Genomic DNA, 26,137 nt, shown 5'->3' with positions numbered 1-26,137 from the left:
GACTTAGTTCGATTGGGCTTTGGCGCCGCCCATACGGCTGCGAACCACGCCAATGATCATCGGTACCAGCGACAGCAAGATGATGCCGACCACCAGCAGCGACAGGTTTTTCTTGATGAACGGTACGTTGCCGAAGAAGTAGCCCAACGTCACCAGACCACCGACCCACAGGACGGTGCCGAACACGCTGAAACCGAAGAAGCGCGGGTAAGGCATTTTTGCAACGCCAGCAACGAACGGCGCAAAGGTGCGGATGATCGGCAGGAAGCGCGCCAGAGTCACGGTTTTGCCGCCGTGCTTGTCGTAGAAATCGTGGGTCTGTTGCAGATAGTCGCGGCGAAAGATCTTCGAATTCGGATTGCTGAACAGCTTTTCACCAGCCGTTCGTCCGATCACGTAGTTAGTGCTGTCGCCAAGTATCGCTGCCAGCATGAGCAGGCCGCCCAGCAGCACCGGGTCCATGCCGCCACCTGCGGCGACGGCGCCAGCGATGAACAGCAGCGAATCACCCGGCAGGAATGGCATGACCACCAGGCCGGTCTCGCAAAAGATCACCAGAAACAGGATGGCGTAGATCCAGGTCCCATAGTTGTTCACCAGCATGTCGAGATAGACATCGAGATGCAGGATGAGGTCGATCGGGTTGAAATCCATGTGGGCACCTGTGGTGACGGCCCGACTCGGCAGGCCTGTGCGGATGATTCGGTGTAAGCCTACAAGCGGGTGTAGTTTTTCTTACAAGCCGGAAAGCTCAGGATTATACGAGCTGATAGGTGAAAAGCGCGTTGGTTTTGTAGCGGGGAGTTTCGAGGGGGAACGAGGCGCCAGCCTTGGTGGCGAGGAGGTTTGCTCCTTCGCCACGATGGCCAGCTTGCGCATTGTTAGAAAAAATCAGAGTTCGTCGCTGATCGGCAGCACGTAGTTTTTGAACTCGGTGTCTTCCTTGAACCCGATGGATTCGTAGGTTTTCTGCGCTACTTCGTTGTCGGCGCTGGTCGAGACGCGCATACGCACGGCCTGGGTTTCCTTGGCCATTCTCTTTGCGGTGCGGATCAGGTTGTCAGCGACCAGTTGGCGGCGGGCGTCTTCGGCGACGTAGATGTCGTTGAGGATCCATACTCGCTTGAGCGACAGCGAGGAAAAGCTTGGATAGAGCTGGCAGAAGCCCATCAGTTTCTTGTCGTCATCATCGGCCAAAGCCAGGTAAATGACCGACTCCTTGCGCCTCAGGCGTTTTTCAAGGAATGCCCGGGACGAGTCCGGATAGGGCAGGGAACCGTAGAACTCGCGATATTTGACGAACAGCGGGGCCAGCAGGTCCAGGTGTTCGAGGGTCGCTTGAATAATCCGCATGATAGGTCTCGTCTTCAAGTGGCTGTCTTCAACTGCTCTGACGGCGATGGGAAACCCGTGCGGCCGTGCATCGATCCTGCCTGAAACCGGCGCAGAAACGCAATGCGGAAACGGTTCAGGCCGGGGGCGGATCGAGTAGGAAATTACTCTTCATATCTGCACCGGCTTCCGATTCCAGCGTCTGAACCTGCGCTTCGTCCTTCAGATTGACGCCCGACAGCTGTCGCCGACAGGCTTCACGCATCAGATACAGCAAGCGATGGGCCGCCATGCCATAGCTGAGGCCCTCCAGCCGCACATTGGAGATGCAATTGCGGTAGGCATCCGTGAGGCCGACCTTTGGATTGTAGGTGAAATATAAACCCAGGCTGTCCGGCGAACTGAGGCCGGGGCGCTCTCCAATCAGCATCACAACCATTTTTGCGCCGAGCAACTGGCCGATTTCATCGCCAACCGCCACTCGGCCTTGCTCTACCAGCACTACCGGCGCGGTCGACCATTCGTCGGCGGTCATTTGTTCTTCCAGGCGGGTGAGAAACGGCAGGGTATGCCGATGCACCGCCAGCGCCGAAAGGCCGTCCGCCACGACGATCACCAGATCCACGCCGCCCGGATGTGCCTGGGCGTATTCACGCAGGGCTTGCGCCGATTGATCGCTCAATTTGCGCCCCAGATCCGGGCGTTGCAGGTAACTGTTGCGATCCACCGCTGCGCTGTGCAACAACAGGCTGTCACGTTGACGCTCGGCCAGTTGGGCACTGAGCCCGGCGTGATCGAAGGGCAAATGCACTGCATCGCGGGCCTGAGCATGGGCGAACTGGAAATCCAGCTGCGCGCGGGTCGGCAGGCTGGTGCCGGTGCGGCCGAGGGCAATGCGCGCCGGGGTCAGGCGACGCAGCTCCAGCCATGGGTTTTGCGGATCGACGGGCGGTTTTTCCATCTGACTCATCCCAGTTGCGCCAACGCCTGGCGAAAGGCCGGCGGCAGGTTGTTGCCGAAGCGGACCTTGCCGTCCGCCTGGGTGAAGATGCCCATGTTCGCCAGCCACTGCTCGAACTCCGGCGCCGGTTTCAGGCCCAGGGTCTGGCGCGCGTAGAGGGCGTCGTGGAACGAAGTGGTCTGGTAGTTGAGCATGATGTCGTCGGAGCCGGGGATGCCCATGATGAAATTGATCCCCGCCACGCCCAACAGGGTCAGCAGGGTGTCCATGTCGTCCTGGTCGGCTTCGGCGTGGTTGGTGTAGCAGATGTCGCAGCCCATCGGCACGCCGAGCAGCTTGCCGCAGAAGTGGTCTTCGAGGCCGGCGCGGATGATCTGCTTGCCGTTGTAGAGGTATTCCGGGCCGATGAATCCGACGACAGTGTTCACCAGAAACGGCTTGAAATGGCGCGCCACGGCGTAGGCCCGGGTTTCGCAGGTCTGTTGATCGACGCCGTGGTGGGCATTGGCCGACAGCGCGCTGCCCTGGCCGGTCTCGAAATACATCAGGTTCTGCCCAAGCGTGCCGCGATTGAGGCTCAGCCCGGCGTCATAGCCTTCCTGCAAGATATTCAGGTTGATGCCGAAACTGGCGTTGGCCGCTTCGGTGCCGGCAATCGACTGGAACACCAGATCCAGCGGCACTCCACGGTTGATGGCTTCTATAGAAGTGGTGACGTGGGTCAGCACGCAGGCCTGGGTCGGAATGTCGTAGCGCTGGATGATCGCGTCGAGCATTTCCAGCATCGCGCAGATCGAGGCGATGCTGTCGGTGGCCGGGTTGATGCCGATCATCGCGTCGCCGTTGCCGTACAGCAGGCCGTCGAGAATGCTCGCGGCGATACCGGACGGTTCGTCGGTCGGGTGATTGGGTTGCAGCCTTGTGGATAACCGTCCGCGCAGACCGAGGGTGCCGCGAAATTTCGTCACGACGCGGATCTTCTGCGCCACCAGCACCAGATCCTGCACGCGCATGATCTTCGACACGGCAGCGACCATTTCCGGCGTCAGGCCGGGGGCGAGGGCGCGCAGGCTCTGTTCATCGGCCGCTTCGCTCAACAGCCAGTCGCGAAAGCCGCCAATCGTGAGGTGGCTGACGACCGCAAAGGCCTGTTTGTCATGGCTGTCGATGATCAGTCGGGTGACTTCATCGGATTCGTAGGGAATCAGCGCTTCCTGAAGGAAGTGCGTCAGCGGGATGTCGGCCAGTGCCATTTGAGCGGCGACTCGCTCGCCATCGTTGAGTGCAGCGACGCCGGCCAGAAAATCCCCGGAGCGCGCCGGACTGGCTTTGGCCATCACGTCCTTGAGGCTGTCGAAGCGGTAGGTCTGGGCGCCGACGGTATGGGCAAATGCGGCCATGGGGCGCGTTCCTCCTGAATGAATGCTTTTAGTGCAGGCACCGAGCCCAGGGCCCGGTGCCGGTGCAACTCGGATAACTTTTAAATACCTTCGAGCATAGCGTCTGCCGGTGCTTCGGAGCGTTGCTTGGCGGTCAGCTGGAAGTACAGGTAACCGGCGGCCATGAAACCGAGGAACACACAACCGATCAGCGTGTTGAACCAGGCCATCGCCACCAGGCACACCACCGCCAGGAACAGCGCGATAGCCGGCACCACCGGATAACCCGGCGCGCGGAAGGAGCGCTCCAGGTTCGGCTCGGTTTTGCGCAGTTTGAACAGGCTGAGCATGCTGATGATGTACATCACGATGGCGCCGAACACCGACATGGTGATCATCGCTGCCGTCAGGGTCATGCCTTGCAGATTGACCAGTCCGTCGCTGTAGATCGCCGCGATGCCGATCACACCGCCGGCCAGAATCGCCCGGTGCGGAGTCTGGAAACGCGACAGCTTGGCCAGGCTTTTCGGCAGATAACCGGCCCGGGCCAGGGCGAAGAACTGCCGCGAGTAACCGAGGATGATCCCGTGGAAACTCGCCACCAGCCCGAACAGGCCGATCCACACCAGCATGTGCATCCAGCTTGAATTGTTGCCGACCACTGCTTTCATCGCCTGCGGCAGGGGGTCGTTGATGTTCGACAGCTGACGCCAGTCGCCAACGCCGCCCGCCATCACCATCACGCCGATGGCCAGGAACACCAGGGTCAGGATGCCGCTGACGTAGGCTTTGGGAATCGTGCGTTTCGGATCCTTGGCTTCCTCGGCCGCCATGGCCGCGCCTTCGATGGCGAGGAAGAACCAGATCGCGAAGGGAATGGCGGCGAAAATGCCGGGAATCGAGCCCATCGTGAACTCATTGGCGCCCGACCAGCCGTTCAGCACGAAATTGCTGAAGCTGAAGCCCGGTGCAACCACGCCCATGAACACCAGCAGTTCGGCAACGGCGAGCACGGTGACCACCAGTTCGAAGGTCGCGGCGATACTGACGCCCAGGATGTTCAAGGTCATGAACACGAAATACGCGCCGACCGCCGCGACTTTCGGGTCAAGCTCCGGATATTGCACATTGAGATAGGCACCGATGGCCATGGCGATGGCCGGCGGGGCAAAGACGAACTCGATCAGCGTGGCGATCCCGGCGATCAACCCGCCTTTCTCGCCGAACGCCCGACGGCTGTAAGCAAACGGCCCGCCCGCATGGGGAATCGCGGTGGTCAGTTCGGTGAAGCTGAAGATGAAGCAGGTGTACATGGTCGCGACCATCAGGGCCGTGACCAGGAAACCCAGGGTTCCCGCCGTGCCCCAGCCGTAACTCCAGCCGAAGTATTCGCCGGAAATCACCAGGCCGACGGCAATGCCCCAGAGATGCAGGGTGCCGAGTGTGGGTTTGAGCTGTGTGGTGGAAGTCATAAGTCCTCTCTGTCTTTTTTATTGTTCGATCTGTTGGACTTTCGGGTGCAGCGGTTGAGTGGGTGGATGCTGTTCACGCAGCGGCAGTGTTCGCGCAAATCCTGAATGACGGGTACGCAAGGCCCGTGCCAGAGCGGCCAGGCTTTGTGTTGTGTCATGGAGGATGCCATCGCTGGCAAGCCAGCTCCCACAGTTTTCTGTGGTGTTCGGACTTGCGCAGATCCCTTTTGGAGCTGGCTGCCAGCGATAGTTATTTGGAGGGCGACACCGATATTTCGGTGCCGCCCGGTTTTTTAGAAGAAGCCCAGCGGATTGATGTCGTAGCTCACCAGCAGGTTTTTGGTCTGTTGGTAGTGGTCGAGCATCATCTTGTGGGTTTCACGGCCGACGCCGGACTTCTTGTACCCGCCGAACGCGGCGTGCGCCGGGTACAGGTGGTAGCAGTTGGTCCACACACGACCGGCCTTGATGGCGCGGCCCATGCGATAGGCGCGGTTGATGTCGCGGGTCCAGAGGCCGGCGCCCAGGCCGAACTCGGTATCGTTGGCAATCGCCAGGGCTTCGGCTTCGTCCTTGAAGGTAGTGATGCTCACCACCGGGCCGAAGATTTCTTCCTGGAACACACGCATCTTGTTGGTGCCCTTGAGCAAGGTTGGCTGGATGTAATACCCGGTCGACAGGTTGCCCTCGAGTTTTTCCACCTTGCCGCCGGTCAGCAGTTCGGCACCTTCGCCCTTGGCGATTTCCAGGTACGAAAGAATCTTGTCGAATTGCTGCTCGGACGCCTGAGCGCCGACCATGGTGTCGGTGTCCAGCGGGTCGCCACGTTTGATTTGCAGGACTTTCTTCATCACGACGGCCATGAATTCGTCGTAGATCGATTCCTGTACCAGTGCACGGGAAGGGCAGGTGCAGACTTCGCCCTGGTTGAAGAATGCCAGGACCAGGCCTTCGGCAGCCTTCTCAATGAAGCTTGGCTCGGCCTTCATGATGTCTTCGAAGAAGATGTTCGGCGACTTGCCGCCCAGTTCCACGGTGGACGGAATGATGTTCTCGGCGGCGCATTTCATGATGTGCGAGCCGACCGGGGTCGAGCCGGTGAAGGCAATCTTGGCGATGCGCTTGCTGGTGGCCAGGGCTTCGCCGGCTTCTTTGCCGAACCCTTGCACCACGTTGAGCACACCCGGCGGCAGCAGGTCGCCGATCAGCTCCAGCAGCACGCTGATGCCCAGCGGGGTTTGCTCGGCAGGCTTGAGCACCACGCAGTTGCCAGCGGCCAGGGCCGGGGCGAGTTTCCACGCTGCCATCAGGATCGGGAAGTTCCACGGGATGATCTGGCCAACCACGCCCAGTGGTTCATGAATGTGATAAGCGACGGTGTTGCCATCGATCTCGGCGGCGCTGCCTTCCTGGGCGCGCAGGCACCCGGCGAAATAGCGGAAGTGGTCGGCGGCCAGCGGAATGTCGGCGTTGAGGGTTTCGCGGATGGCTTTGCCGTTGTCCCAGGTTTCGGTGATCGCCAGCAGTTCGAGGTTCTGTTCGATGCGGTCGGCGATTTTCAGCAGGATCAACGAGCGGGCCTGGACGGACGTCGAGCCCCAGGCATCGGCAGCAGCGTGGGCGGCGTCCAGTGCCTTGTCGATGTCTTCGGCAGTGGAACGCGGGAATTCGGCAATCGGTTGGCCGTTAACCGGCGAGGTATTGGTGAAGTACTGACCTTTGACAGGCGCGACGAACTCGCCGCCGATGTAGTTACCGTACTTGCTCTTGAACGAGACTTTGGCGCCTTCAGTACCGGGGTGAGCGTAACGCATGATGTTCTCCTTGGCTGTTGTACTTATCAGAGAGACGCGCATGAGCGCTTGCTATAAGCGTAGAGCAAAGGTCGGGCCACTGCCGTGCAGGTCAGGCAAATCAAGGCCTTGCGTGATTTCTGTCGGACAAGTGGCAAGCATCTGTGGCGGTTTCGGTACAGCTCGGGTGACAGTTTGTACCGCCTCTGGCACAAGCTGTGACCGGGCGGTCTTGCCAGCATTGCAAAGACCGGTTGGCTGGAGGATGCTGGGCACCACTTCACGCATGGGCCGATGAGCCTCGGGGAGAATAATAAGAAATGCACGACAACCATTTGAGTCGCCATGCCCAACAGGTTCTTACCGTCACCCAGGGCAAGCCGCACCTGCACGGCCCCGGTGCCGACCCGTCGATTGCCCGCTCGTGGCTGCGTTGTCTTGAGGATTATCACCTCGACCCGGCCCTGACCATGGCGCCGACCGTGCTCGAACACGGGCGTGTCCTCGAAAGCCGCGAACGGCTGCAACAGGTGTTGCAGATCGCCGGCAATGAAATGAGCAGCCTGCATCAACAACTCTCCGGCGCCGGTCACGCGGTACTGCTGACCGACGCGCGCGGGGTGATCCTCAACTGCGTTACCGCCCCCGCCGAACGCAAGATCTTCGAACGCGCCGGCCTCTGGCTGGGTTCCGACTGGAGCGAAGCCTGCGAAGGCACCAACGGCATCGGCACTTGCCTGGTGGAACGTCAGGCCCTGACCATCCATCAGGACGAACACTTCCGTGGCCGCCACACCGGCCTGACCTGTTCGGCGAGCCCAGTGTTCGACCCCCACGGCGAACTGTTGGCGGTGCTCGATGTTTCCTCCGCGCGGCATGACGTCTCGCGCCAGAGCCAGTTTCACACCATGGCGCTGGTCAATCTGTCGGCGAAGATGATCGAGAGCTGCTATTTCCTGCGCTGCTTCGATAACCAATGGTTGTTGCGATTCCATCTACAGGCCGAATCCGTCGGGCTGTTCAGCGAAGGTCTGCTGGCGTTTGACGGGGAAGGGCGGATCAGTGCGGTCAATCAGAGCGCGTTGAACCTGCTCGGGCACATTCGTGGTGGTTTGCTGGGCAAACCGGTGGAGGCGTTTTTCGATTGTTCGCTGGATGAGTTGCTGGGGCGTGCGAGTGCCAATGCCAGCGCCAGTTGGCCGTTGCGTACTCGCGACGGGCGGCATCTGTTTGCGGTGCTGCGCGGCGAAACCCGTCGGCCGCTGCCGGTCGCGCCGGTTCCCGTGCCTGTCGAAGCGCCACGTCTTGCAGGCATTTGCCTGGGCGATGCTGCGTTGCAGGCAGATTTCCGCAAGTCGCTGCGGGTATTCGAGCGCGACGTGCCGCTGCTGATCAATGGCGAAACCGGCTCCGGCAAGGAAGCGTTCGCCAAGGCTGTGCATCAGGCCAGTCAGCGCGCAGGCAAAGCGTTCGTCGCCCTCAACTGCGCGGCGATTCCCGAAAGCCTGATCGAGAGCGAACTGTTCGGCTATCGCGGCGGCAGTTTCACCGGGGCGCGCAAGGACGGCATGCGCGGCAAGTTGCAGCAGGCTGACGGTGGCACGCTGTTCCTCGATGAAATCGGCGACATGCCGCTGGCCTTGCAGACGCGCCTGTTGCGGGTGCTCGAAGACCGGCAAGTGGTGCCGATCGGCGGCGAGCCGGAAGCGGTCAACGTGCGGATCATCAGCGCCACGCACCGCAATCTGTTGGGTCGGGTTGGCGATGGCAGTTTCCGTGAAGATTTGTATTACCGGCTCAACGGGCTGGAAGTGGCGCTGCCGCCGTTGCGTGATCGTGAGGATAAATCCGAGCTGCTGGATTTCCTGCTGGCCGAAGAGGCGGGCGGGGAAACGATTCTGATCGAAGAACCGGCGCGCCAGGCCTTGCTGGGGTTCAACTGGCCGGGCAATGTGCGGCAGTTGCGCAATGTGCTGCGCACGCTGGCGGCGTTGTGCGATGAAGGGCGGATCGGGCTGAAGGACTTGCCAGCGATGTTCCGGCAGGTACAGCCGCTGCTGGTCAAAGTCGATGAGTCGTCATCCGGTCAGCCGCTGGAGGATGCCGAGCGGCTGGCGCTGCTCAATGCGTTGGAACACACGCGCTGGCACATGACCCACACGGCGCAACAACTGGGCGTCAGTCGCAATACGCTTTATAGAAAGCTGCGCAAGCATGGGATTGAGCGGCGTGTCAGTTAGAGGCCCCTCACCCTAGCCCTCTCCCAAGGGAGAGGGAACTGACCGCGGTGTCTTTTGCCATACGTCGACCTGAGCGACTGAGTCGATTATGGGACTGACCGAGGTGTCTTTTGCCATACGTTGACCTGAACGACTGAGTCGATTATGGGTTCGGATCTGAGTTCACCGCGATGTATCAGGTCAGCGTACCTCGAGAGAACGCGACGGTCGGTCCCCTCTCCCTTGGGAGAGGGCTAGGGTGAGGGGCGCGATCTCAAGTCGGACACACATTCAGACCTCCACCCTCAATCACCTAAAGAGTGCGATTTCCCCCTCCCTGCGCTAACCTGCGGCCATGTTTTACGAGGTCGACTATGCACATTCATATTCTGGGTATCTGCGGGACTTTCATGGGCTCGATGGCGGTTCTGGCCAAAGAGCTGGGCCATCACGTGACCGGCTCCGATGCCAACGTCTATCCACCGATGAGCACCCAGCTCGAAGCCCAGGGCATTCAACTCACCCAGGGTTACGACCCGGCGCAGCTTGATCCGGCACCGGATCTGGTGGTGATCGGCAACGCCATGTCCCGCGGCAATCCGGCAGTGGAATATGTGCTGAACAAAGGCCTGCCGTACGTTTCCGGCCCGCAGTGGCTGGCGGATCATGTGCTGCAAGGTCGCTGGGTGCTGGCGGTTGCCGGTACTCACGGCAAGACCACCACCAGCAGCATGCTCGCCTGGGTGCTGGAACATGCCGGCATGAGCCCGGGCTTCCTGATCGGCGGTGTTCCGCAGAATTTCTCGGTGTCGGCGCGTCTGGGCGGCACGCCGTTCTTCGTGATCGAGGCCGACGAGTACGACAGTGCGTTCTTCGACAAGCGCTCGAAGTTCGTCCACTACCGTCCGCGCACCGCGATCCTCAACAACCTTGAGTTCGATCACGCTGACATCTTCCCGGATCTGCCAGCCATCGAACGCCAGTTCCACCACTTGGTGCGGACCATTCCAAGCGAAGGCCTGGTGATTCACCCAACCACCGAACCGGCCTTGCAGCGCGTGATCGAGATGGGCTGTTGGACGCCGGTGCAAACCACCGGTGCTGGCGGTCAGTGGCAGGTCAAGTTGCTGAAAGACGACGGCTCGGCGTTCGAAGTGATGTTCGAGGGCGTGTCCCAAGGCGTGGTCGAGTGGGAATTGACCGGCCAGCACAACGTTGCCAACGCCTTGGCCACTCTGGCCGCAGCACGTCACGTCGGCGTTGTGCCGTCGATGGGCATCGCCGGGTTGAGCGCGTTCAAGAGTGTCAAACGCCGGATGGAAAAAGTCGCGGAAGTGCGTGGCATCACCATCTACGACGACTTCGCCCACCACCCGACCGCAATTGCCACGACCCTCGACGGCCTGCGCAAACGCATTGGCGATGCGCCGCTGATCGCAATCATCGAGCCGCGCTCCAACTCGATGAAGCTCGGCGCACACCGTGACGGCTTGCCGGACAGCGTGGTCGATGCCGATCAGGTGATCTGGTACGCCCCGGCCAACCTCGGCTGGGACTTGGCGGGCACTGCCGCGCTGTGCACCGTGCCATCGATCGTCAGCGATTCGCTGGAGGGCATCATCGAGCGCGTGAAGAGCCAGGCCCAGCCCGGCACTCACGTGGTGATCATGAGTAACGGCGGCTTCGGCGGCCTGCACGGTAAACTCGCCGAGGCGCTGAAATGAGCACTCGTTTGGCGAGCAATGGCCCGGAACGCATCACGCTGGCGATGACCGGCGCGTCCGGCGCCCAGTACGGCTTGCGCCTGCTGGACTGCCTGGTGCGCGAGGATCGTGAGGTGCATTTCCTGATCTCCAGGGCCGCGCAACTGGTGATGGCCACCGAGACGGATGTGTCGCTGCCGGCCAAGCCACAATTGATGCAGGCGTTCCTCACCGAATACACCGGGGCTGCCGCAGGGCAGATCCGCGTGTATGGCAAGGAAGACTGGATGTCGCCGGTGGCCTCGGGCTCCGGGGCGCCGGCGGCGATGGTGGTGGTGCCGTGCTCGACGGGCACGCTGTCGGCCATTGCAACCGGGGCCTGCAACAACCTGATCGAACGCGCAGCGGACGTGACGTTGAAAGAGCGTCGCCAATTGATTCTGGTGCCGCGCGAAGCGCCGTATTCGAGTATTCACCTGGAACACATGCTCAAGTTGTCGAACATGGGCGTGACCATCCTGCCGGCTTCGCCGGGCTTCTATCACCAGCCCCAGACAATCGATGACCTGATCGATTTCGTAGTGGCGCGGATTCTCAATCTGCTGGGCATCCCCCAGGACATGCTGCCGCGTTGGGGCGAGCACCATCTGAGCAGCGATGAATAAGCTGCTGGCGATTGCGTTGGCGCTGCAACTGACCGGATGCGCCACGGCGCGCACGCTCGATGCTGCAAAACCCGGCGCGCCGGTGGTGTTTTCCGGCACGCGGCTGGATCTGTATGCGATGAATGGCGGGTGTTGTGCGATGGACCGGTTCGGGGCCGATGCGCCGAGCTATCCTGGGGTCGACCTGCCGGCCAGTGCGTTGCTCGATACGCTGTTGTTGCCGTTGTCGTTGCTGACGGTGATCGGTGTAGGGTTCCAGGCGACCGGGGGACTATGACAATCAACGGCTCGACCAGACAGGACGAGCCGTTGATATCTCCTACAGCGTGATCGTCTCGGGAGGAAAGACGATGTCGTTGGAGAAAATGTCCTTTCCGACGGGCAGCTCAAGAATGCGTTTACCGGCTTTCGCTACATCATCGATCAATACGTCATATTCATCTCGATTCAGGTCCCCGGCCCGCGTGCGGGCTTCGAGGGTTTCTGCATGGGGCTGACTCGAAGCCGTGGCGCGTGCAAGCGCCTGAATGTATATGTCGTCCACCGTGGCCGCACGGGTCATGCCTGAGTTGACCAGCCACACACGTCTCGAAGTGAATCCTATCGGTGACATCGAAACATGGCCTTCCATCTTCATGCTCGGGAACCAAGCTTTTGCGCCCGCCAGCTTGATCCGTTCCGGGTTGTAGACGCGATTATCCTGTCCTGGAACGACCTCGACACCGCGGGTATCGAGCAAGTAGCAAAACAGGATGCGTTGAGCGTTTGGCGGCGAAACGATACGGCGGGTCTGGCCTGATTCGTTGCCTGTCGATGGATCCTGCGATTGGCTGTTGGACGTGGGCGTGACGCCTTTGACTTCATTCGCGAAGTCCATTGCGGTCCTGAGGCTGAACATCCCGCTGACGGACGATCGGCTTGTGGAACCTTCGGTGGATACGGTCTTTGGACGCATGGTGCCGGGTCGGGCAAGTTCGAAGGGTGTCTGGTCGTCCACTTTGAACACGGCTGGGATGTCGTCTCTATACAGGAAATTATATTTGTTGCGCTTGAAGCCACTGCGTTGCAACAACTCTCGGAAGAAAGGTGCGGTCAGACTGGCCTTCAGAAGGCTCGTACCTTCCCCCTGGTTTCTCAATCTGATGATCTCGTCTCGTATTTCCGGCAGAAACGGTTCGAAATGTTTTGAGTCGGTTACGACCTGCGTACGAACTTGATGGGTCTTGACCCATGTGGGTACGTCATCATTGATCAAACTCTTGAACTGCCCTGTTGGCGAGATTTCATTGCAAAGTCGCGCCAGTTGAAGGGTGGATAGATTGTAGGGCTGGAATCGGGCGATGACTTCTTCTTGTGATTTGAGCGGCGAGTAAGGGTTAGTCCACAGCCGCAGGTAGTCGATCAACTGTTCACGCCTGGAAGGATATTCCCGTTGTGTGATCCATCCTGGTGGTTTCCCGGTGAGCGCAACTTCCTGACGAAAACGCACGATGTCGGGGCCTTCGATCCTGTACAGGTTCCAGATGTCGATATCCCGCCAGAAGGGCCGAAAAACTGTTTCTTTATAGACCGAATACCCGGTCGCTCTGACGATGGTCAGCTCGGAGCCCTGACGGAACGCTACTTGGGTGAGCGGTCCATGATTGTCATCCAGGCCAGGCTTGCGCTGCATTTCGACGTATCCATGAAAGTTCGACTTGTCGAGATTCCAGGTGTAGTAACGCTGATCACCGTACGCCGGGGTTGCGTTCGTTTTCCTGGATGTGTCGGGTGTCGGCAGGCGCGGCAACGGGGTTTGTGGGGCGGGAGTGCTGCGGTGCAAGGTGACGGACTCGAGGTGCTCTGCCCATTTGGCGGGGGTAAGTTTCTGATGCTCCAGGAGACGGTTGAACATGTCGCGGTCCATCTCCGGCCCCAGCCAGCGGCGAAGCTCCTCGTACAGGTAGGCGTTCTCCATACGTTGTGGCCGAACCCTGGCCCACTGAGGCTTCTTGCCGGTACTGTGTGCTTCGGTGCGAAAGCGGGTGATCTCTGTGCCCTGCAGGCCGTAGAGATCCCAAATGTCGCGGTCTGTCCAGGCGGGCAGCAGGTCAGCCGGTTGATCGATGGAGTGAATGGGGGGCTCAATACGGACGAACGCTCCGCTTTCGTCCATGAAAGCATGATGTGACAGAGGCCCGACAGATTCATCCAGCCGCATTTTTCGGTGCATGACTATATAGCCATGGTGATTGGTGGCCGCGTTGTCCCATACGTAGTGTCGGGTGTCGATGTAAACGACCGCAGTGTCCGCTTGTGGCTGGGGTGTTTGCTTCGGCTGTGGCAGCAGTGCCTGTGCCAGGCTGTCGTCTGCGTGGTCTATCTGCCGATGTCTCGGCGACTCTGCTGGACGTCTGGTGTTTTGCGGATCGCCGACTCGCCAGGTATTGCTTTCGGCATCGAAGTGCAGGGCCGGTCCCGAGGGTTGCACTTCCTGTGGAAGCTTGGCCCGGTAGGTTCCGACGCCGTCGTCCCAATCCACCATGACGGTCGTGGTCGTGGTGTATTGCACCTCGGCGTAAATGCGCCCTCTGTGGACGCGCAACCCTTCGTCATTGACAGCGGGCAAAAGCGTTCGCGTCTGTGGCGGTAATTCGTAGTGGCGAATCGATTCGGTCGAGCGCAGATCGCTGGATGAACTGCTCTCACTGTTCCTGATCGCAGGGATCAAATCCTGAATATGCATTGTGGGCGACGCGTTGCTTGAAGACGGCCGTGTCACCCACTGTTGGCTGGACGCATGGGTGTCGGGTTCTCCGGATCGAATCAACTCTGGAAGCCCAAGACGCGGAAGTGACGAGGGGGGCAGTGTAGCTGGGGGGGTGTGAGGCGTACCGGTGTTTTTTGGTGCCGGGCTTTTGGGTCTCATCGAGGAATCCTTTCTTTGATCGCCTGGCGTTGGGAACTTGTCATCCAATGAGGAATGGCAGGCGCAGGCATGCTGGGGCCAGCACGTTATCCATGAAAGGGAAGCGGTGTGAGGTATAAGGATAGGACAGGGGCGTTGATTCGATTCAGATCATTTCTGTCAGTGGTCAGCCCGGTGCGAGAACCTCGGTCACCCGCTAGTGGTTCAGTGGATCCGCATCGAACTGGCCCGCGACGAGCATTCATTTACCGAGTTTGCGCAGCTCATCCGACTCGACGATCCGCACCCCGTCCTGTTCCTCCAGCGCCAGGCGCCACATGGCGCGCGCCAGTTGGCAGGCTTCGATGCCGCGGTACTTGCCGGGAATCAGTTTCGAGAACGGCGCGGCAAGCTGTTCGCCCAGGCGTGGCTCGCTGCGCTCCCCAAGCAGCAGCGATGGCCGACAAATGGTGAGCTGCGGCCAGTCCTGCGCGCGCAATGCGTGCTCCATCTCGCCTTTGACCTTGTTGTAGAAAATCGAGGATCGGCGATCAGCCCCCAGGGCACTGATCACGATCAGGTGCCGTGCACCCATTTCCCGGGCGCGTTTGGCGAACGCTACCACCATGTCCAGATCCACGGCGCGGAACGCCTCTTCGGAGCCAGCCTGTTTGATGGTGGTGCCGAGGCAGCAATAGGCGATGTCGACGCGACCGGCCAGTTGCGGCAGGAAGGTTTGTGGATCGCCAACCGGGTTTTCCAGATGGGGATGTTCGGCAAGCGGCCGGCGTGAAGGGGCCAGCACGCGAGTGATCGTCGGTTCGTTGAGCAAGCGGTCGAGCAGATGCTCACCGGTCAGCCCGGTGGCTCCGGCAAGCAAGACATGCTGAGGCGTCAAGTACATAGTGTCTCTCCCTTGATACTGTTCAGCTTAGTTGCTCTTTGTCGCTCCGTCGTTCAACGCAGCACTTTGCAATGCTTTTCTCGCTTGCTGTTTACGCAGCAGTTGCCAATGCGCCAGCACGGTTTTCGGCGCCCATATCTGCGGTTCCGAGGCTTCGAAATTGTCCGCCAGTTCGCGTTCGGCAACGGTGGCCTTGGCCAGTTTAAAGGCTTGTTCAAGGTCGTCGGTCTGGTTCAGCGCCTGGGCAAACAGGGCATCGCCGAAGTAGGTGAAGTTGGCTTCTTCGGAGCAGCCGAACGATACGCGGTCGGCGCGCGAGGCGGTCATGATCAGCGTACGTTCGTCCTTCAGCGCCGGAATGAAGCCGCCGGAATAGCACGAGGAAATGACGATGATCTTGTCGCGATTCTTTAGCGGTGCGAGCACGGCGGCGAGTTCGTCGGCGGGCAGGTCGGCCAGTTCCATGCGCGGCTGGTCTAGCACCAATTCGTGTTCGGCGGTGCCGTGGCTGGTCAGGTAGATGAACACCAGATCTTCCGGGCCGCTGCGTTCGGCCAGGGTCAGGGCTGCGCGGCGCAGGTTTTCGCGGGTGGCCATGGGCCGGTCACCGAGGTGGTCGCGATGGTTGACCAGACGAATCTGGCCAAAGGCACCGAAGCGGCTGGCGAGCATGTTAGCCACGTAATCGGATTCGCGCAGGAACACGCTCTGTTTGCCGTCGCCGCCGAGGGTCAGGGAGTACAACTCCACCGCCGGGGTCGAGGCTGGCACATTGGCCAGCGCTTCCTCGAGCAGGCGGCCCTGGGCCAACAGACCGAGTTCGAGTGTGTCGGGCAGCAATTTGCCGTCGGCGTCGCGCACGCGCTGGCCGTTGATCCAGGTGCCGCTGAGCACGCTGCCGTCAGTCAGCACCAGCGTGCCTCGGCCCGCGTAGCTGTCGCTGTCGAACCCGCCGATGTAGAAACTGCCGTCGGACAGATTCAAGCGGCCCTGGCCACTGAAGCGCCAGTCGTTGAAGGAGCCGATGTAGTGGCTGCCGTCAGCGCCGATCAATTCGCCCTTGCCGGTCAGCGCGCCTTCCTTGAACTGGCCGAGCCAGACGTCGCCGTCAGCGTTTTCGTAGCGGCCCTTGCCGTGTAGCTGATTGTTCTTGAAGCCGCCGACATAGATATCGCCGTCGGCGCTGTTGAAAGTGCCGTTGCCTTCGAGCTGTCCATTGATGAAATGGCCGGTGAATTGATTGCCGCTGGCATCGCCGCGCTGGCCTTCACCGTTCGGTTTGCCGTTTGCGAACTGACCCTGATAGGAGCTGCCGTCATCCAGCTCCAGGCGGCCGAGCCCGGAATACTGGTCGGCCTTGAATTCGCCGCGATAGGTCATCGCGTTTTCTTTGAGGGTGCCTTCGCCTTCGCGTCGGCCGAGCTTGAAGCCGCCGGTGTAGCTGCCGCCATGGGTGGTCAATGTGCCCTGGCCGTCGAACAGGCCTTGCTGGAAATTCCCGCGATAGACCTCGCCGTTGCTGCCGTGCCATTCGCCCTGACCATGCCACTGGCCCTTGTCGAACTCGCCCGCGTACCAGCTGCCGTTCGGGTAGTCGACCCGGCCCTGGCCTTGCAGCAGACCGTTGACCAGCTCGCCGCGATAGCGTCCGCCATCGGGCAGGCGCGCATCCGGGGGCAGCAGCGATTCGCCGTCGCCGCAAGCGGTGAGCATCAGGGTCAAGGCAAGCGGTGCAAGAGCAGCAAGTGAGCGCATAGCGGGATCCGGGCAATTAGGCGACCGAGTATGCCGCAGCTATGTGACCTTATACAGCCGGCAGAGGGGAGTGGATGCGAAACAGCGTGAGCCGCTTCGCATCCCGGCACTCAAACGAAGCAGAGCGACAGCGGTTCGGCGATGTAGGCCGGTTTGTCCGAGCCTTCGATCTCCAGGGTGGCGGTGGCCTTGAGCAGCCACTGGCCCGGTTTCTTCTCGGTCACTTCACCGAGATCGACCTTGAGCCGGACCTTGGAGTTGACCTTGACCGGCTGGATGAAACGCACGCTGTCCAGGCCGTAGTTGACCACCATCTTCACGCCTTGCGGCAGGATCAGGATGTCTTCCATCAGTTTGGGGATCAGCGACAACGACAGGAAACCGTGTGCAATGGTGCTGCCAAATGGCGTTTGCGCGGCTTTGACCGGGTCGACATGGATGAACTGATAATCCCCGGTGGCTTCGGCGAACAGGTTGATGCGCTCCTGATCGATAGTGAGCCATTCGGAACGTCCGAGTTCCTTGCCGACATAATCTTTGAGCTCTGCAACTGGAACATAGGGCATTGAGACTCTCCTTGGGTTCATCGGTTTTATAGTTTTTCAGGTGGGGGATTTGACCGCCCTGCGAACCACTGTAGATCATCATGACGATTTGCTCAGGTCAACCGACCATGCTTTTGGCGAATGCCGATCCATAGCGCAGGCGTGCTTATAATGCCCGGCCCGTGCTTGGCGGGAAGTCGGACGGAGATGACGGATGTTGCTACGCGGCCTGACCATGCTGGTGCTGTTTCAATTGCTCGGCACGGCCCTCAATCATTTGCTGTTGCCGGTGCTGCCGGGGCCGATCATCGGTCTTTTGCTGCTGCTGGTATTCCTGATCGTGCGCGGTGAAGTCGGCGAACCGCTGAGCCTCGCCGCCGGCAGCCTGTTGCGTTATCTGCCGTTGCTGCTGGTGCCGCCGGCGGTGGGGGTAATGGTTTACGCCACGGCGATTGCCGCGGATTTCTGGGCCATCGTCGGTGCGCTGGTGGTGTCGCTGATTCTGTCCATGGCCTTCGCCGGCGTGCTGATGCAGCGCCTGGTCAAGCGTCACGCGCCGCATTCGGAGGAATCCTGATGCTGTTCGACTGGCAAGGTGCCTGGGCTTCGGTGATTCACCATCCACTGTTCGGCATCGGTATCACTCTGGGTGCCTATCAACTGGTGCTGGCGGCGTTCGAGAAAACCCGCTGGATTTTCCTGCAACCGGTGCTGGTCTCCATGCTGTTGGTGATCGGCGTGCTGGTGGGTTGTGGCCTGACTTACGTCGAGTACCGCAAGAGCACCGAGATCCTCAGCATTCTGCTGGGCCCGGCGACCGTCGCGCTGGCGGTGCCGCTGTATCTGAACCTACGGCGCATCCGCCAATTGTTCTGGCCGATTTTTACTACGCTGGTGATAGGCGGAGTGGTCGCCACGGGCATGGGCGTGGCGCTGGGCTGGTGGTTCGGTGCCGATCACATGATCCTGATGACCATGGCGCCCAAGTCAGTGACCTCGCCGATCGCCATGCTGGTGGCCGAACAGATCGGTGGCGTCGCAGCACTGGCGGCGGTGTTCGTGTTGATCACTGGGGTGATCGGCGCGATCTTCGGCCCGGCGCTGCTGACCCGCCTCGGCGTGCACAGCCCCGAGGCGCGTGGCATGGCGCTGGGCATGACGGCGCATGCGGTCGGTACGTCGGTGGCGTTGCAGGAAAGCGATGAGTGCGGTGCCTTCGCGGCGCTGGCGATGAGTCTGATGGGCGTGGCCACGGCGGTGTTCCTGCCGTTGGCGGTGTCGATGGTGGTGTAAGGAAATGTCTATGAGTCTGCCGCTTTTTCCGCTGAACACGGTGCTGTTTCCCGGCTGCAACCTGGATCTGCAGATCTTCGAAGCACGCTACCTGGACATGATCGGTCGCTGCATGAAGCAGGGCGGCGGTTTCGGTGTGGTGTGCATCCTCGAAGGCCATGAAGTGGGCGCCGCCCCCGAGGGTTTCGCCATGGTCGGTTGTGAAGCGCGGATCACCGATTTTCAACAGCAGGACAATGGACTGCTGGGCATCCGGGTGCAGGGCGGGCGCCGGTTCATCGTGCAGCGCACCGACGTGCAGCGCGATCAACTGATCGTCGCCGAAGTCGAGTGGCTGGACGATGAACCTGAACAGCCGTTGCAGGATGAGGATGCTGATCTGGTGGCCTTGCTCAAGGCCCTGGCCGAGCACCCGATGGTCGAGGCGCTGAACATGGGCATCGAGGCGTCGGGGCAGCAGTCGCTGGCCAATCAGTTGGCCTACCTGTTGCCGTTCGCCGAGGAAGACAAGATCGACCTGCTGCAACTCGACGATCCGCAGCAGCGACTGGATGCGATCCAGGCGCTGCTTGATGAGTTGCAGGGCGAGTTGTTTGCTTAAGGCGTAGTCGGTGGTTCGGGCCAGACGATGTCGTTGGCGAACCATTCCTTGCCCTGATCCAGTCTCAGTATCGGCTTGCCTGCCTGGTCAACCTTGTCGATCAGGTCGTCATATTGGTATCGGTTGTCGGCGCCTTGATGGGTTCGTTCTTCAATGTCTATTCGTGATTGGTAACCTGCCTCATAAGCGATGTCTTCGACTTTCGCGGCTCGAGTCCGGGTAGAGTCGAGCAGCCAGAGGCGTTCCGATTCGATGCCACGTTTCGACGTTGAAATCAGCGCTTCGAGCTCATCATCAGGAAACCACGCACCCTTGTCTCTGGCACCGGAATTGAGAAGGTGATTCTCCTCATTCAGGACGATTTCCATTTTTCGCGTGTCGATGATGTAGATAAATATGATCCGCTGATCATGTCGGATGGTTTCGTAGTTGCGTTCGGAATCGAGTTCTACATCGGATACGTCAGACCAGTCGTTGTCGGAATTGCCTGATTCAAGGTCCGATTCACCGGGCCTGCGTCCGGGGTGTTTGTTTTTCTGGTTGTTGTAGCGCAGGTATCTCGCATCGGGTGAATCAGTGCCTCGACCGGCATATTGATGGACCAGTTTGAGGCTGACGGTTGCGCTGATCGGTTTCTCGGTCGTTGCTCCACGGGGATGTTTCATCCGCGGCAACATTCGGTCATCGTTGTAAAGCTCGAAGGGTGTCCGTTCATCAGCCCTGAACAGGGCCGGGATGTCTGTGCGGTACAGGCAGTCGCTGCCGTTACGCATGTACCCCAGTTTTGCAAGAAATCCGTCGAGGAATTCACGACTGACGCTTTCGCTGAAATCGCCATAGTCACCCAGACGACTGATCAACAGCTTGCCGTTTCTCAGTGGCAGGAGCAGGGGTTCTATTTCCTGATGCAGTGCGTCGAAGCGTGCGGGGTCGTCCGCGTCCAGGGAGCGCTGTTTGTGCTGGCTGACCCATTCCGGAAGCGCTGACGGATGGGCGATCAAGTCGTCGCGCAGTCGGACGTGTTGCAAGGGCGACAGATTGAACGAGCGCAACGCCATGACTCGCTCACCATGAGTCATCTGCGGATACAGCCGCACGAAGTGTGCATCAAGCAGTTCGGACTTGGCGGCTTTCAACTGTGCGGGCATCGATGTGATTCGCGGCTGTCTGGCGGGCACCGCTGTTTCACCTTCACGGGTAACTGCAATCGGTCGTTTAAGTGGATTGTCTGTGCCGGTCTGTCGAACGTGGCTCCAGGTCAACTCGCCGGTGTTTCTGTATAGCGCAGGCCCCGGAGCAAGTCTTTTGTATAGATCCATTGCCCGATAGGTGCCCAGATTCGGATCGAATTCCACATACACGGTGCCGTGGTCTTTCACATCGACGAATTTTCGTCCGACGACATAACGCAAGCCTTCCTCGTTGGCCGGTTGCATGTTGCGCAGTAAACCAGGGCCCAACAGGTAGCTGTTCAACGCGGTTGCCGATACTCGCGGCAGGTCTGGCAAATCCGATATCTCGACTCTCGAGGGGCCGGGTATCGCTGCGGTTGGCTGGTTGTGATCCGGGATTCGATTGCCTGCTTTTAACAGGTCGGAAAGTGAAAGATGTGACTGTGGGATCAGGGCGTGTGGTTGTAGTCGGGGAGGTTGAACTGCAGGATCGGCGGGTGGGTTGATCCTGGGTGGGGTTATCGGTGAGGGTGTTTTGGGGCGCATGGTGTCATTCCTTGACAATGATCAGGTGCTCGATCGATATCGAACGGGCCGGGTCGCTTTCGAGTCTCCAGCTGTTGTGGGTGACGTCGTAGAAAATCCTGCCGGGAGCGGCATCGCGCAAACGCAGGTTCAGAACCTGCAAGTTACTGCTTTCAAGTGCATCGTGCTGCTGGTGTTCCCTGACATCCTGTACCAGCGCCGCAACCGAGTAGTAGGTTCGAGCATCGACTGCGCAGAGCCCGATCACCTCGAACAGGGCATTGATTCGGTAACGGTTCCCCGATGAGACCACCACCTCGACGGTTTCCAGTGGCAGTTGTGGATCGTTGCTGTCCGGCAGATGGATATGCACGCTGCCGATCTTGAGCAGGTCGTCCTTGATGGCGAGGTCGCGCAGGGTGGTTTTTTCCAGCAGAAGGTGGGTATGAATGCGCCAGGTGGACGAGCCGGTAACTCTGGCGTCGGCGTCGGCGGTGGACAGTCGGATGGAGAGGTTGCTGGCGGGAAAAAGCTCATAGCTCGCCGATCTTCCTTCCAGCCAATAGGACGCGTTGTGCTCGGTTGCCAGAAAGTCGACTCGTTGCGGCGTGTTCTTCAGTGTGCGTTTGGCGACAGTGGGGCTGACGAACAGGTATCGACCCGCCCGCTCGCGCAACGATGCGCGACTGTCGATAAGCCGGTAGCCAGGGTTTTTTGCATCCTGCAGGTAGGAGTTCCGGGGGTAGTCCAGACGGTAGGACACGCCATCACGCATCACCAGTGTCAAGGGATGGTTCATCGCCCACCCGGCGGCCATGTTGCCGGCGCCTCTGTCGCTTTTTCTGCCCTGGCCCTCAATCACATTGCCATAGAGCGATAGTCGGGAGCCCTGAGCGAAGGTGATGATGAAACTGACATCGTCGTAATTGAGGAACGTGAAGGCCTCCTTTTCCGTAATGCTCACGGCATAAGTGGCTCTGACGGCGACAATTTCCTGACTGTCATAATCGACGTAGACGGTGCTGTGTGAAGGGAGGCTGTCCCTCGGGGCGATCAGGGCTGCGCGTCGCGTCTGGCGAGAAACGAAATAATGCGAGTGAGGTCGAGCCGAGACAACGAGCGGATGATCGTTGATCTGCACCGGAGAGGCCTTGGGTACGCCTGCGGTGAGGATTGTGACGCTGACAGGCAGGTCGTCCGGCTCCAGAGTTTCGGCAGGCCACGCTGGCAGCAAGTGAAAACCGTCTTGGGTTATGAACGTCCATTTATCGTTGTGCAGGATGCGTTTGCCTTCGACGCTCTGGTAAACGGCCTCAAGTACCAGTTCACGCGGCCGGGGATCGTCGTCGCGCAGTGATTCGATCACCAGAGCGTTTTGGCGGATGTACCAGCGCTGGATGGCTTCGAGCGATACGCCCAGGTAGACCTTGCTCGGCTCCTTGCCGTCCTCGGTGATGGATACATGGAGACTCATCGGATCGAGAAAGTAGGTATCGCTGCCGCTGCCGCCGTCGACAGTGCCGTGCAGTCCGCGAACTGAAATCTGGTCATTCCCGGCCCCGGCATTCACACGGTCATTACCATTGGCGGTAATAAAGTCCGCCTGGTCGGAGCCGGTCACGCGATTGGCTGCGCCGGCAAGGGTTTCGACCTTTTCGATGGAGTTGAGCGTCGAATGCAACACCGGTTTGTTCTTCGGATCCGCGGAGCGCAACAACAGCTTGCCGTTTTTCAGATCGATGTCATAACCGAGATAGCGCGGAGGATCGGGGATGTGATCCAGGTGCTTGTGCGTACCCTGCAGCCATAACAGATCGATACCGTCCCCTCCCGACAGCTCGCCGGCCTTGATAGGGTCGATTGAAAGTGTTTCGGATGCCGACTGAAAGAGAAAAGAATCCTCCTTCTCGCCGCCGTGCAGGACTTTTCTGCCGCTGCCATAGCTGAAGAAGTTGGCTTTGTTGCGTACGCCCTTGACGCTGTCATTGCCTCCTCCGAGGCTCCAGAATACCCCCTTGGCCGGATCGCTCTTTGTCTTGGTGACAATGGCATCCGAGGTCGGCAGGCCATTCCTTGCATCATAAAAATCATCGGTGTCGCTGATCTCCGGCCTGTTCTCGGTGACGTACGGTGATTCCCCTCGGGCCTCATCCCACTGAAAGCGATAGAGGCGAGTGGGCTGCAGCGTCACTTCGAAGCGGCCATTGACGATGGCGTCTACGGTTTCCTTGAATTCATTGTCGAGCCAGCCAAGGCTACGGGTCTTCAGGGCTTTGGCGTAATCGTCGGTGGTTTTGGCGATCAGGTAGCGATCCATCAGCTCTTTGTCCTGATCCTGCCCGGTGAACGCGAACCAGCCGGCGCGCCAGCGTTCGTTGACCGTCAGCTCGATGTAGTCGTCGATGTCATCGACCGCCCGCACCGCGCCATAGATTTTTGCCCCGACAATCATGATTGCCGCGGCGGCTATGCCTATCGGGCCAGCCGCCTGAAACCCCATCAATGCTGCGCAGCCGAGTGCCAGTGACAACACGCCGCTGAACACACTCAGTCCCCCGGTGACATACAGATCCTGTGCCTCCTTGCCCTTAGCCTTGGCGGCATCGTTGAAGGATTTGATGGCGGTGTAAATATCGAAGGGGAGCGTCAGCACGCTGGCAATCAGTCCCGCTCCGCGACACAGCCACCTGCCCATGGAGGTCTTGCCGAATTGTTCGAAGGCGATGGATCCCTGGCGGATCATCTGTTCGCCAGTCTTGCTCAGCGCGTACTCGACGCCCAATGAGGTGATTTCCGCTACGCCTCCGCCAACATTGATAAGCGCTTCACCCATATCGCCTTTCTTGAGGGCGTCGATGGCGCCGATGTACGCGCTGTAGAGCCCGTACGCCTGCATTCCGACGCCCATACTGGCCATCCCGCGGCTTTTGGTTTTGTCGATCCAGTCCGGTAAGTACTCAGGTAGCGGGTCTCTGCGAATGTCCAGGCGTTGGGTGGCGTTCAGTAAATGGTTGATCTTGTTCATGGCGTCTGCGAACTCGCCTGCGGGCATCTCGCGCATCAGCGGTGCCGCATCGGGGGAGCGTTGGGTGACGATTTCGTAGAGCAGGGGCGGGATCTGCTGGTTTTCCGGCGAGGGAACGGCACGCATCCGCTGTTCCATCTGAACGGTGTCGAACTCCAGTGCGTCGATGAACGTTTGGTCAGGTTCGGAAAAGTAGGTGTTGTTCGTTGATATGGCTTGTCCGTTGATTCGGCCACCCAAGGCTTGAAGCGTCTGGCGACTGACACTGAATTCGCCGATGCGCAGAGGTCCGAACAGCAAGTCCACGTCTGCAAGCCCGGGTGCTTTGCCCGAGGGCAGGCGGGGCGGCTCCGGTTGGATATTCAGGTCGGATATTTTGATCGGAGCTGACGGTCGGTCAGGCCGGGAAAGATGGTTTGGTTGATTCATCAAAGTCATTGCTCTTTTCACAAGTCCGTTTGTGGTGCTGCTGCCGAAATGTGGCATGGGGCACGGACTTGTTCATGAGCTTTTACTTTGCCGGATGTGTGTTAACGCTCACCGCCGCCGCCAGCATCGGTGAGCGTTGAATGCAGCGTCAGTAGGCGTATCGCAACAAAGTGTGTGGCAAATGCCGCAATACAAAAAATCCGAACAGGGCGATCAGTGCCGGCAATACCAGCCACCAGACTTTCTGCGGCATCGCATCAAGGGGCGCGTTGCGCTGAATCAGCCACAGGCTCGCTGCGCAGACGCAGGCGGCGAGCATTGCACCGGCCAGCACATCTGTCGGCCAATGTGCCCCCAGATAAACCCGTGACAAGGCAATCGCCAGTGCCGGTATGCAGCCGAGCAACAGCCAGGTCAGGCGTAGCCGCGGCGGTTGCCCGCGTCCGGCCAGCACCGCGAGGGTCAGGAACAGTGCGAACGATCCCGAAGCGTGACCGCTGGGCATGCTGTAACTGGTAAGCGGATCAGTCAGTACCTCCGGACGTACTCGGGCGAAAAACAATTTGGTCCCGGTGTTGGCCAAGGCAGTGACAAGCAGGGTGCCACCCACGAAGATCGCGTGTCGCCACTGACGGCATAACAGCAACAGGCCTGTCAGCAAAACGCTGAACACCAGCATGTTGCGAAACTCGCCAATCAGGGTAAAGACCACCGCGACCTCGTCGAGCACGGCACTGCGGTGTTCCTGCACGAGGGTCATGACGCCCTGATCGAGCGCAGTGAGATACGGGTAACCGACAAACAGACCGATCAGGATCAACAGGCTCATGCTGCTGATCCAGACAGTTGCCCGGCGATGGCGGCGCAGGCTGCTGTTGGCACTGAGACCGACCATTACCGCAATGCTGCCGGCGACGATCCCGGCTTGCAGCCAGAAACCTTCCGGCAACGGCAGACGAATCGCCGCCCCGGTGGCCCAGCCCGGCAGCAGGTACGCGAGGCTCCAGCCCGCTGCTGCCAGCAGACTGACGGCCGCGAAACGCGGGAAGGGCATGTCGCACATCCCGGCGACCATCGGCAGCATCGGACGCAACGGACCGATGAAACGTCCGACCAGCAGGCTGGCGATACCGTAGCGCTGGAAATAGGTCTCTGCGCCCGACATCCATTCCGGATGATGGCGCAGGCCCGGCAGACGTCGGATGTTCTGATGGAAGTGGCGGCCGAGGAAATACGAAATCACATCGCCGAGGATCCCGCCGAGGAAACCCAGCAACAGGGTTTCGCTCAACGACAGCGCACCGCTGCCGGCCAGCACCGCCACCGCAAACAGCAACACGGTGCCTGGAACAATCAGTCCGGCAATCGCCAGGCACTCAACGAAGGCCACGACGAATACCGCAGCGGCCAACCACTGCGGGTTGGCGGCCAGCCACCCGGTCACACTATCGAGCCATGGGCCCATACAACACACTCC

20 protein-coding genes are annotated in these 26,137 nt (G+C 60.0%); 7 read left to right on the top strand and 13 right to left on the bottom strand.

The features are described from left to right. Nucleotides 1-3 precede the first annotated feature (3 nt). The 6 genes from JJN09_RS22740 to JJN09_RS22715 form a co-directional block, all read right to left on the bottom strand. Entirely contained in the window at nucleotides 4-654 is a 651-nt protein-coding gene (locus tag JJN09_RS22740; RefSeq protein WP_249483882.1) for a DedA family protein, read from the bottom strand. A gap of 237 nt (nucleotides 655-891) precedes the next feature. Continuing rightward, nucleotides 892-1,353, bottom strand: coding sequence for an N-acetyltransferase (locus JJN09_RS22735; protein ID WP_249483881.1), 462 nt, complete (start codon nucleotides 1,351-1,353; stop codon nucleotides 892-894). Between the two features lie 115 nt (nucleotides 1,354-1,468). Continuing rightward, nucleotides 1,469-2,293 (bottom strand): ethanolamine ammonia-lyase subunit EutC, encoded by an 825-nt coding sequence (gene eutC / locus JJN09_RS22730; protein ID WP_249483880.1) that lies wholly within the window; start codon nucleotides 2,291-2,293, stop codon nucleotides 1,469-1,471. Nucleotides 2,294-2,298: 5 nt separating this feature from the next. Continuing rightward, nucleotides 2,299-3,693: an ethanolamine ammonia-lyase subunit EutB gene (locus JJN09_RS22725; RefSeq protein ID WP_249483879.1), complete on the bottom strand. Its 1,395-nt coding sequence runs from the start codon at nucleotides 3,691-3,693 to the stop codon at nucleotides 2,299-2,301. An 80-nt stretch (nucleotides 3,694-3,773) separates the two neighbouring features. Next, on the bottom strand, nucleotides 3,774-5,144 hold the full coding sequence (eat, locus tag JJN09_RS22720; protein WP_249483878.1) for an ethanolamine permease: 1,371 nt from the start codon (nucleotides 5,142-5,144) through the stop codon (nucleotides 3,774-3,776). A 293-nt stretch (nucleotides 5,145-5,437) separates the two neighbouring features. After that, a complete protein-coding gene (locus JJN09_RS22715) occupies nucleotides 5,438-6,958 on the bottom strand; it encodes an aldehyde dehydrogenase family protein (protein WP_249483877.1) in 1,521 nt (506 codons plus the stop codon). 299 nt (nucleotides 6,959-7,257) lie between these two features. Between JJN09_RS22715 and JJN09_RS22710 the strand changes: the two genes are divergently transcribed. The 4 genes from JJN09_RS22710 to JJN09_RS22695 all read left to right on the top strand — a co-directional run bounded on the left by JJN09_RS22710 (nucleotide 7,258) and on the right by JJN09_RS22695 (nucleotide 11,801). Further along, nucleotides 7,258-9,177, top strand: a complete 1,920-nt coding sequence (locus tag JJN09_RS22710; protein ID WP_249483876.1) for a sigma-54-dependent Fis family transcriptional regulator — start codon at nucleotides 7,258-7,260, stop codon at nucleotides 9,175-9,177. Nucleotides 9,178-9,530: 353 nt separating this feature from the next. Next, complete coding sequence (gene mpl / locus JJN09_RS22705; RefSeq protein WP_007958628.1) at nucleotides 9,531-10,880, top strand: UDP-N-acetylmuramate:L-alanyl-gamma-D-glutamyl-meso-diaminopimelate ligase; 1,350 nt, start codon at nucleotides 9,531-9,533, stop codon at nucleotides 10,878-10,880. After that, complete coding sequence (gene ubiX / locus JJN09_RS22700) at nucleotides 10,877-11,524, top strand: flavin prenyltransferase UbiX (RefSeq protein WP_249483875.1); 648 nt, start codon at nucleotides 10,877-10,879, stop codon at nucleotides 11,522-11,524. The genes mpl and ubiX overlap by 4 nt, the downstream gene beginning before the upstream one ends. Continuing rightward, complete coding sequence (locus JJN09_RS22695) at nucleotides 11,517-11,801, top strand: YceK/YidQ family lipoprotein (protein WP_249483874.1); 285 nt, start codon at nucleotides 11,517-11,519, stop codon at nucleotides 11,799-11,801. Before ubiX ends, JJN09_RS22695 begins: the two co-directional genes overlap by 8 nt. Before the next feature lie 42 nt (nucleotides 11,802-11,843). Here JJN09_RS22695 and JJN09_RS22690 read toward each other — a convergent pair whose 3' ends face one another. From JJN09_RS22690 to JJN09_RS22675, 4 genes are all read right to left on the bottom strand, one after another. Further along, the gene (locus tag JJN09_RS22690; protein WP_249483873.1) at nucleotides 11,844-14,249 is read right to left on the bottom strand and encodes a hypothetical protein; all 2,406 of its coding nucleotides are present in this window, start codon (nucleotides 14,247-14,249) and stop codon (nucleotides 11,844-11,846) included. 424 nt (nucleotides 14,250-14,673) lie between these two features. Further along, a complete protein-coding gene (locus JJN09_RS22685) occupies nucleotides 14,674-15,315 on the bottom strand; it encodes an oxidoreductase (protein ID WP_119428903.1) in 642 nt (213 codons plus the stop codon). Nucleotides 15,316-15,342: 27 nt separating this feature from the next. Next, nucleotides 15,343-17,070 (bottom strand): C13 family peptidase, encoded by a 1,728-nt coding sequence (locus tag JJN09_RS22680; RefSeq protein ID WP_249483872.1) that lies wholly within the window; start codon nucleotides 17,068-17,070, stop codon nucleotides 15,343-15,345. Nucleotides 17,071-17,180: 110 nt separating this feature from the next. Next, a complete protein-coding gene (locus tag JJN09_RS22675) occupies nucleotides 17,181-17,636 on the bottom strand; it encodes a MaoC family dehydratase (RefSeq protein WP_007909575.1) in 456 nt (151 codons plus the stop codon). Between the two features lie 193 nt (nucleotides 17,637-17,829). Between JJN09_RS22675 and JJN09_RS22670 the strand changes: the two genes are divergently transcribed. Genes JJN09_RS22670 through JJN09_RS22660 form a run of 3 tightly spaced genes read left to right on the top strand, consistent with a single transcriptional unit; the run spans nucleotide 17,830 to nucleotide 19,509 of the window. Next, nucleotides 17,830-18,192, top strand: coding sequence for a CidA/LrgA family protein (locus tag JJN09_RS22670; protein ID WP_119428901.1), 363 nt, complete (start codon nucleotides 17,830-17,832; stop codon nucleotides 18,190-18,192). Next, entirely contained in the window at nucleotides 18,192-18,908 is a 717-nt protein-coding gene (locus JJN09_RS22665; protein ID WP_096820777.1) for an LrgB family protein, read from the top strand. The genes JJN09_RS22670 and JJN09_RS22665 overlap by 1 nt, the downstream gene beginning before the upstream one ends. Nucleotides 18,909-18,918: 10 nt before the next feature. Continuing rightward, a complete protein-coding gene (locus tag JJN09_RS22660; protein WP_249483871.1) occupies nucleotides 18,919-19,509 on the top strand; it encodes an LON peptidase substrate-binding domain-containing protein in 591 nt (196 codons plus the stop codon). Here the strand turns inward: JJN09_RS22660 and JJN09_RS22655 are convergent. From JJN09_RS22655 to JJN09_RS22645, 3 genes are all read right to left on the bottom strand, one after another. Continuing rightward, nucleotides 19,506-21,227, bottom strand: a complete 1,722-nt coding sequence (locus tag JJN09_RS22655) for a hypothetical protein (protein WP_249483870.1) — start codon at nucleotides 21,225-21,227, stop codon at nucleotides 19,506-19,508. The two genes, JJN09_RS22660 and JJN09_RS22655, sit on opposite strands and share 4 nt — an antisense overlap. Nucleotides 21,228-21,231: 4 nt before the next feature. Further along, nucleotides 21,232-24,660 carry a calcium-binding protein gene (locus JJN09_RS22650; protein WP_249483869.1) on the bottom strand — a complete coding sequence of 1,143 codons (3,429 nt, stop codon included), beginning with the start codon at nucleotides 24,658-24,660 and terminating at the stop codon, nucleotides 21,232-21,234. Nucleotides 24,661-24,808: 148 nt separating this feature from the next. Continuing rightward, nucleotides 24,809-26,125, bottom strand: coding sequence for a bifunctional DedA family/phosphatase PAP2 family protein (locus JJN09_RS22645; protein ID WP_249483868.1), 1,317 nt, complete (start codon nucleotides 26,123-26,125; stop codon nucleotides 24,809-24,811). Nucleotides 26,126-26,137 lie beyond the last annotated feature (12 nt).

The sequence above is a fragment of the Pseudomonas sp. HS6 genome (genome assembly GCF_023375815.1).
Lineage (GTDB): Bacteria > Pseudomonadota > Gammaproteobacteria > Pseudomonadales > Pseudomonadaceae > Aquipseudomonas.
Note: the sequence above shows the minus strand (reverse complement) of the source record. Positions and strands in the feature narration are given on the sequence as shown.

Excerpts from the sequence above, each read along its gene's own strand:
- JJN09_RS22660 (WP_249483871.1), top strand. The coding sequence starts at position 18,919 with ATGAGTCTGCCGCTTTTTCCGCTGAACACGGTGCTGTTTCCCGGCTGC.
- JJN09_RS22645 (WP_249483868.1), bottom strand. The coding sequence starts at position 26,125 with ATGGGCCCATGGCTCGATAGTGTGACCGGGTGGCTGGCCGCCAACCCG.
- JJN09_RS22680 (WP_249483872.1), bottom strand. The coding sequence starts at position 17,070 with ATGCGCTCACTTGCTGCTCTTGCACCGCTTGCCTTGACCCTGATGCTC.
- JJN09_RS22725 (WP_249483879.1), bottom strand. The coding sequence starts at position 3,693 with ATGGCCGCATTTGCCCATACCGTCGGCGCCCAGACCTACCGCTTCGAC.
- JJN09_RS22685 (WP_119428903.1), bottom strand. The coding sequence starts at position 15,315 with ATGTACTTGACGCCTCAGCATGTCTTGCTTGCCGGAGCCACCGGGCTG.
- eat (WP_249483878.1), bottom strand. The coding sequence starts at position 5,144 with ATGACTTCCACCACACAGCTCAAACCCACACTCGGCACCCTGCATCTC.
- JJN09_RS22675 (WP_007909575.1), bottom strand. The coding sequence starts at position 17,636 with ATGCCCTATGTTCCAGTTGCAGAGCTCAAAGATTATGTCGGCAAGGAA.
- JJN09_RS22740 (WP_249483882.1), bottom strand. The coding sequence starts at position 654 with ATGGATTTCAACCCGATCGACCTCATCCTGCATCTCGATGTCTATCTC.
- JJN09_RS22695 (WP_249483874.1), top strand. The coding sequence starts at position 11,517 with ATGAATAAGCTGCTGGCGATTGCGTTGGCGCTGCAACTGACCGGATGC.
- JJN09_RS22735 (WP_249483881.1), bottom strand. The coding sequence starts at position 1,353 with ATGCGGATTATTCAAGCGACCCTCGAACACCTGGACCTGCTGGCCCCG.
- JJN09_RS22655 (WP_249483870.1), bottom strand. The coding sequence starts at position 21,227 with ATGCGCCCCAAAACACCCTCACCGATAACCCCACCCAGGATCAACCCA.
- JJN09_RS22715 (WP_249483877.1), bottom strand. The coding sequence starts at position 6,958 with ATGCGTTACGCTCACCCCGGTACTGAAGGCGCCAAAGTCTCGTTCAAG.
- JJN09_RS22670 (WP_119428901.1), top strand. The coding sequence starts at position 17,830 with ATGTTGCTACGCGGCCTGACCATGCTGGTGCTGTTTCAATTGCTCGGC.
- eutC (WP_249483880.1), bottom strand. The coding sequence starts at position 2,293 with ATGGAAAAACCGCCCGTCGATCCGCAAAACCCATGGCTGGAGCTGCGT.
- JJN09_RS22665 (WP_096820777.1), top strand. The coding sequence starts at position 18,192 with ATGCTGTTCGACTGGCAAGGTGCCTGGGCTTCGGTGATTCACCATCCA.
- ubiX (WP_249483875.1), top strand. The coding sequence starts at position 10,877 with ATGAGCACTCGTTTGGCGAGCAATGGCCCGGAACGCATCACGCTGGCG.
- mpl (WP_007958628.1), top strand. The coding sequence starts at position 9,531 with ATGCACATTCATATTCTGGGTATCTGCGGGACTTTCATGGGCTCGATG.
- JJN09_RS22650 (WP_249483869.1), bottom strand. The coding sequence starts at position 24,660 with ATGAATCAACCAAACCATCTTTCCCGGCCTGACCGACCGTCAGCTCCG.
- JJN09_RS22710 (WP_249483876.1), top strand. The coding sequence starts at position 7,258 with ATGCACGACAACCATTTGAGTCGCCATGCCCAACAGGTTCTTACCGTC.
- JJN09_RS22690 (WP_249483873.1), bottom strand. The coding sequence starts at position 14,249 with ATGCATATTCAGGATTTGATCCCTGCGATCAGGAACAGTGAGAGCAGT.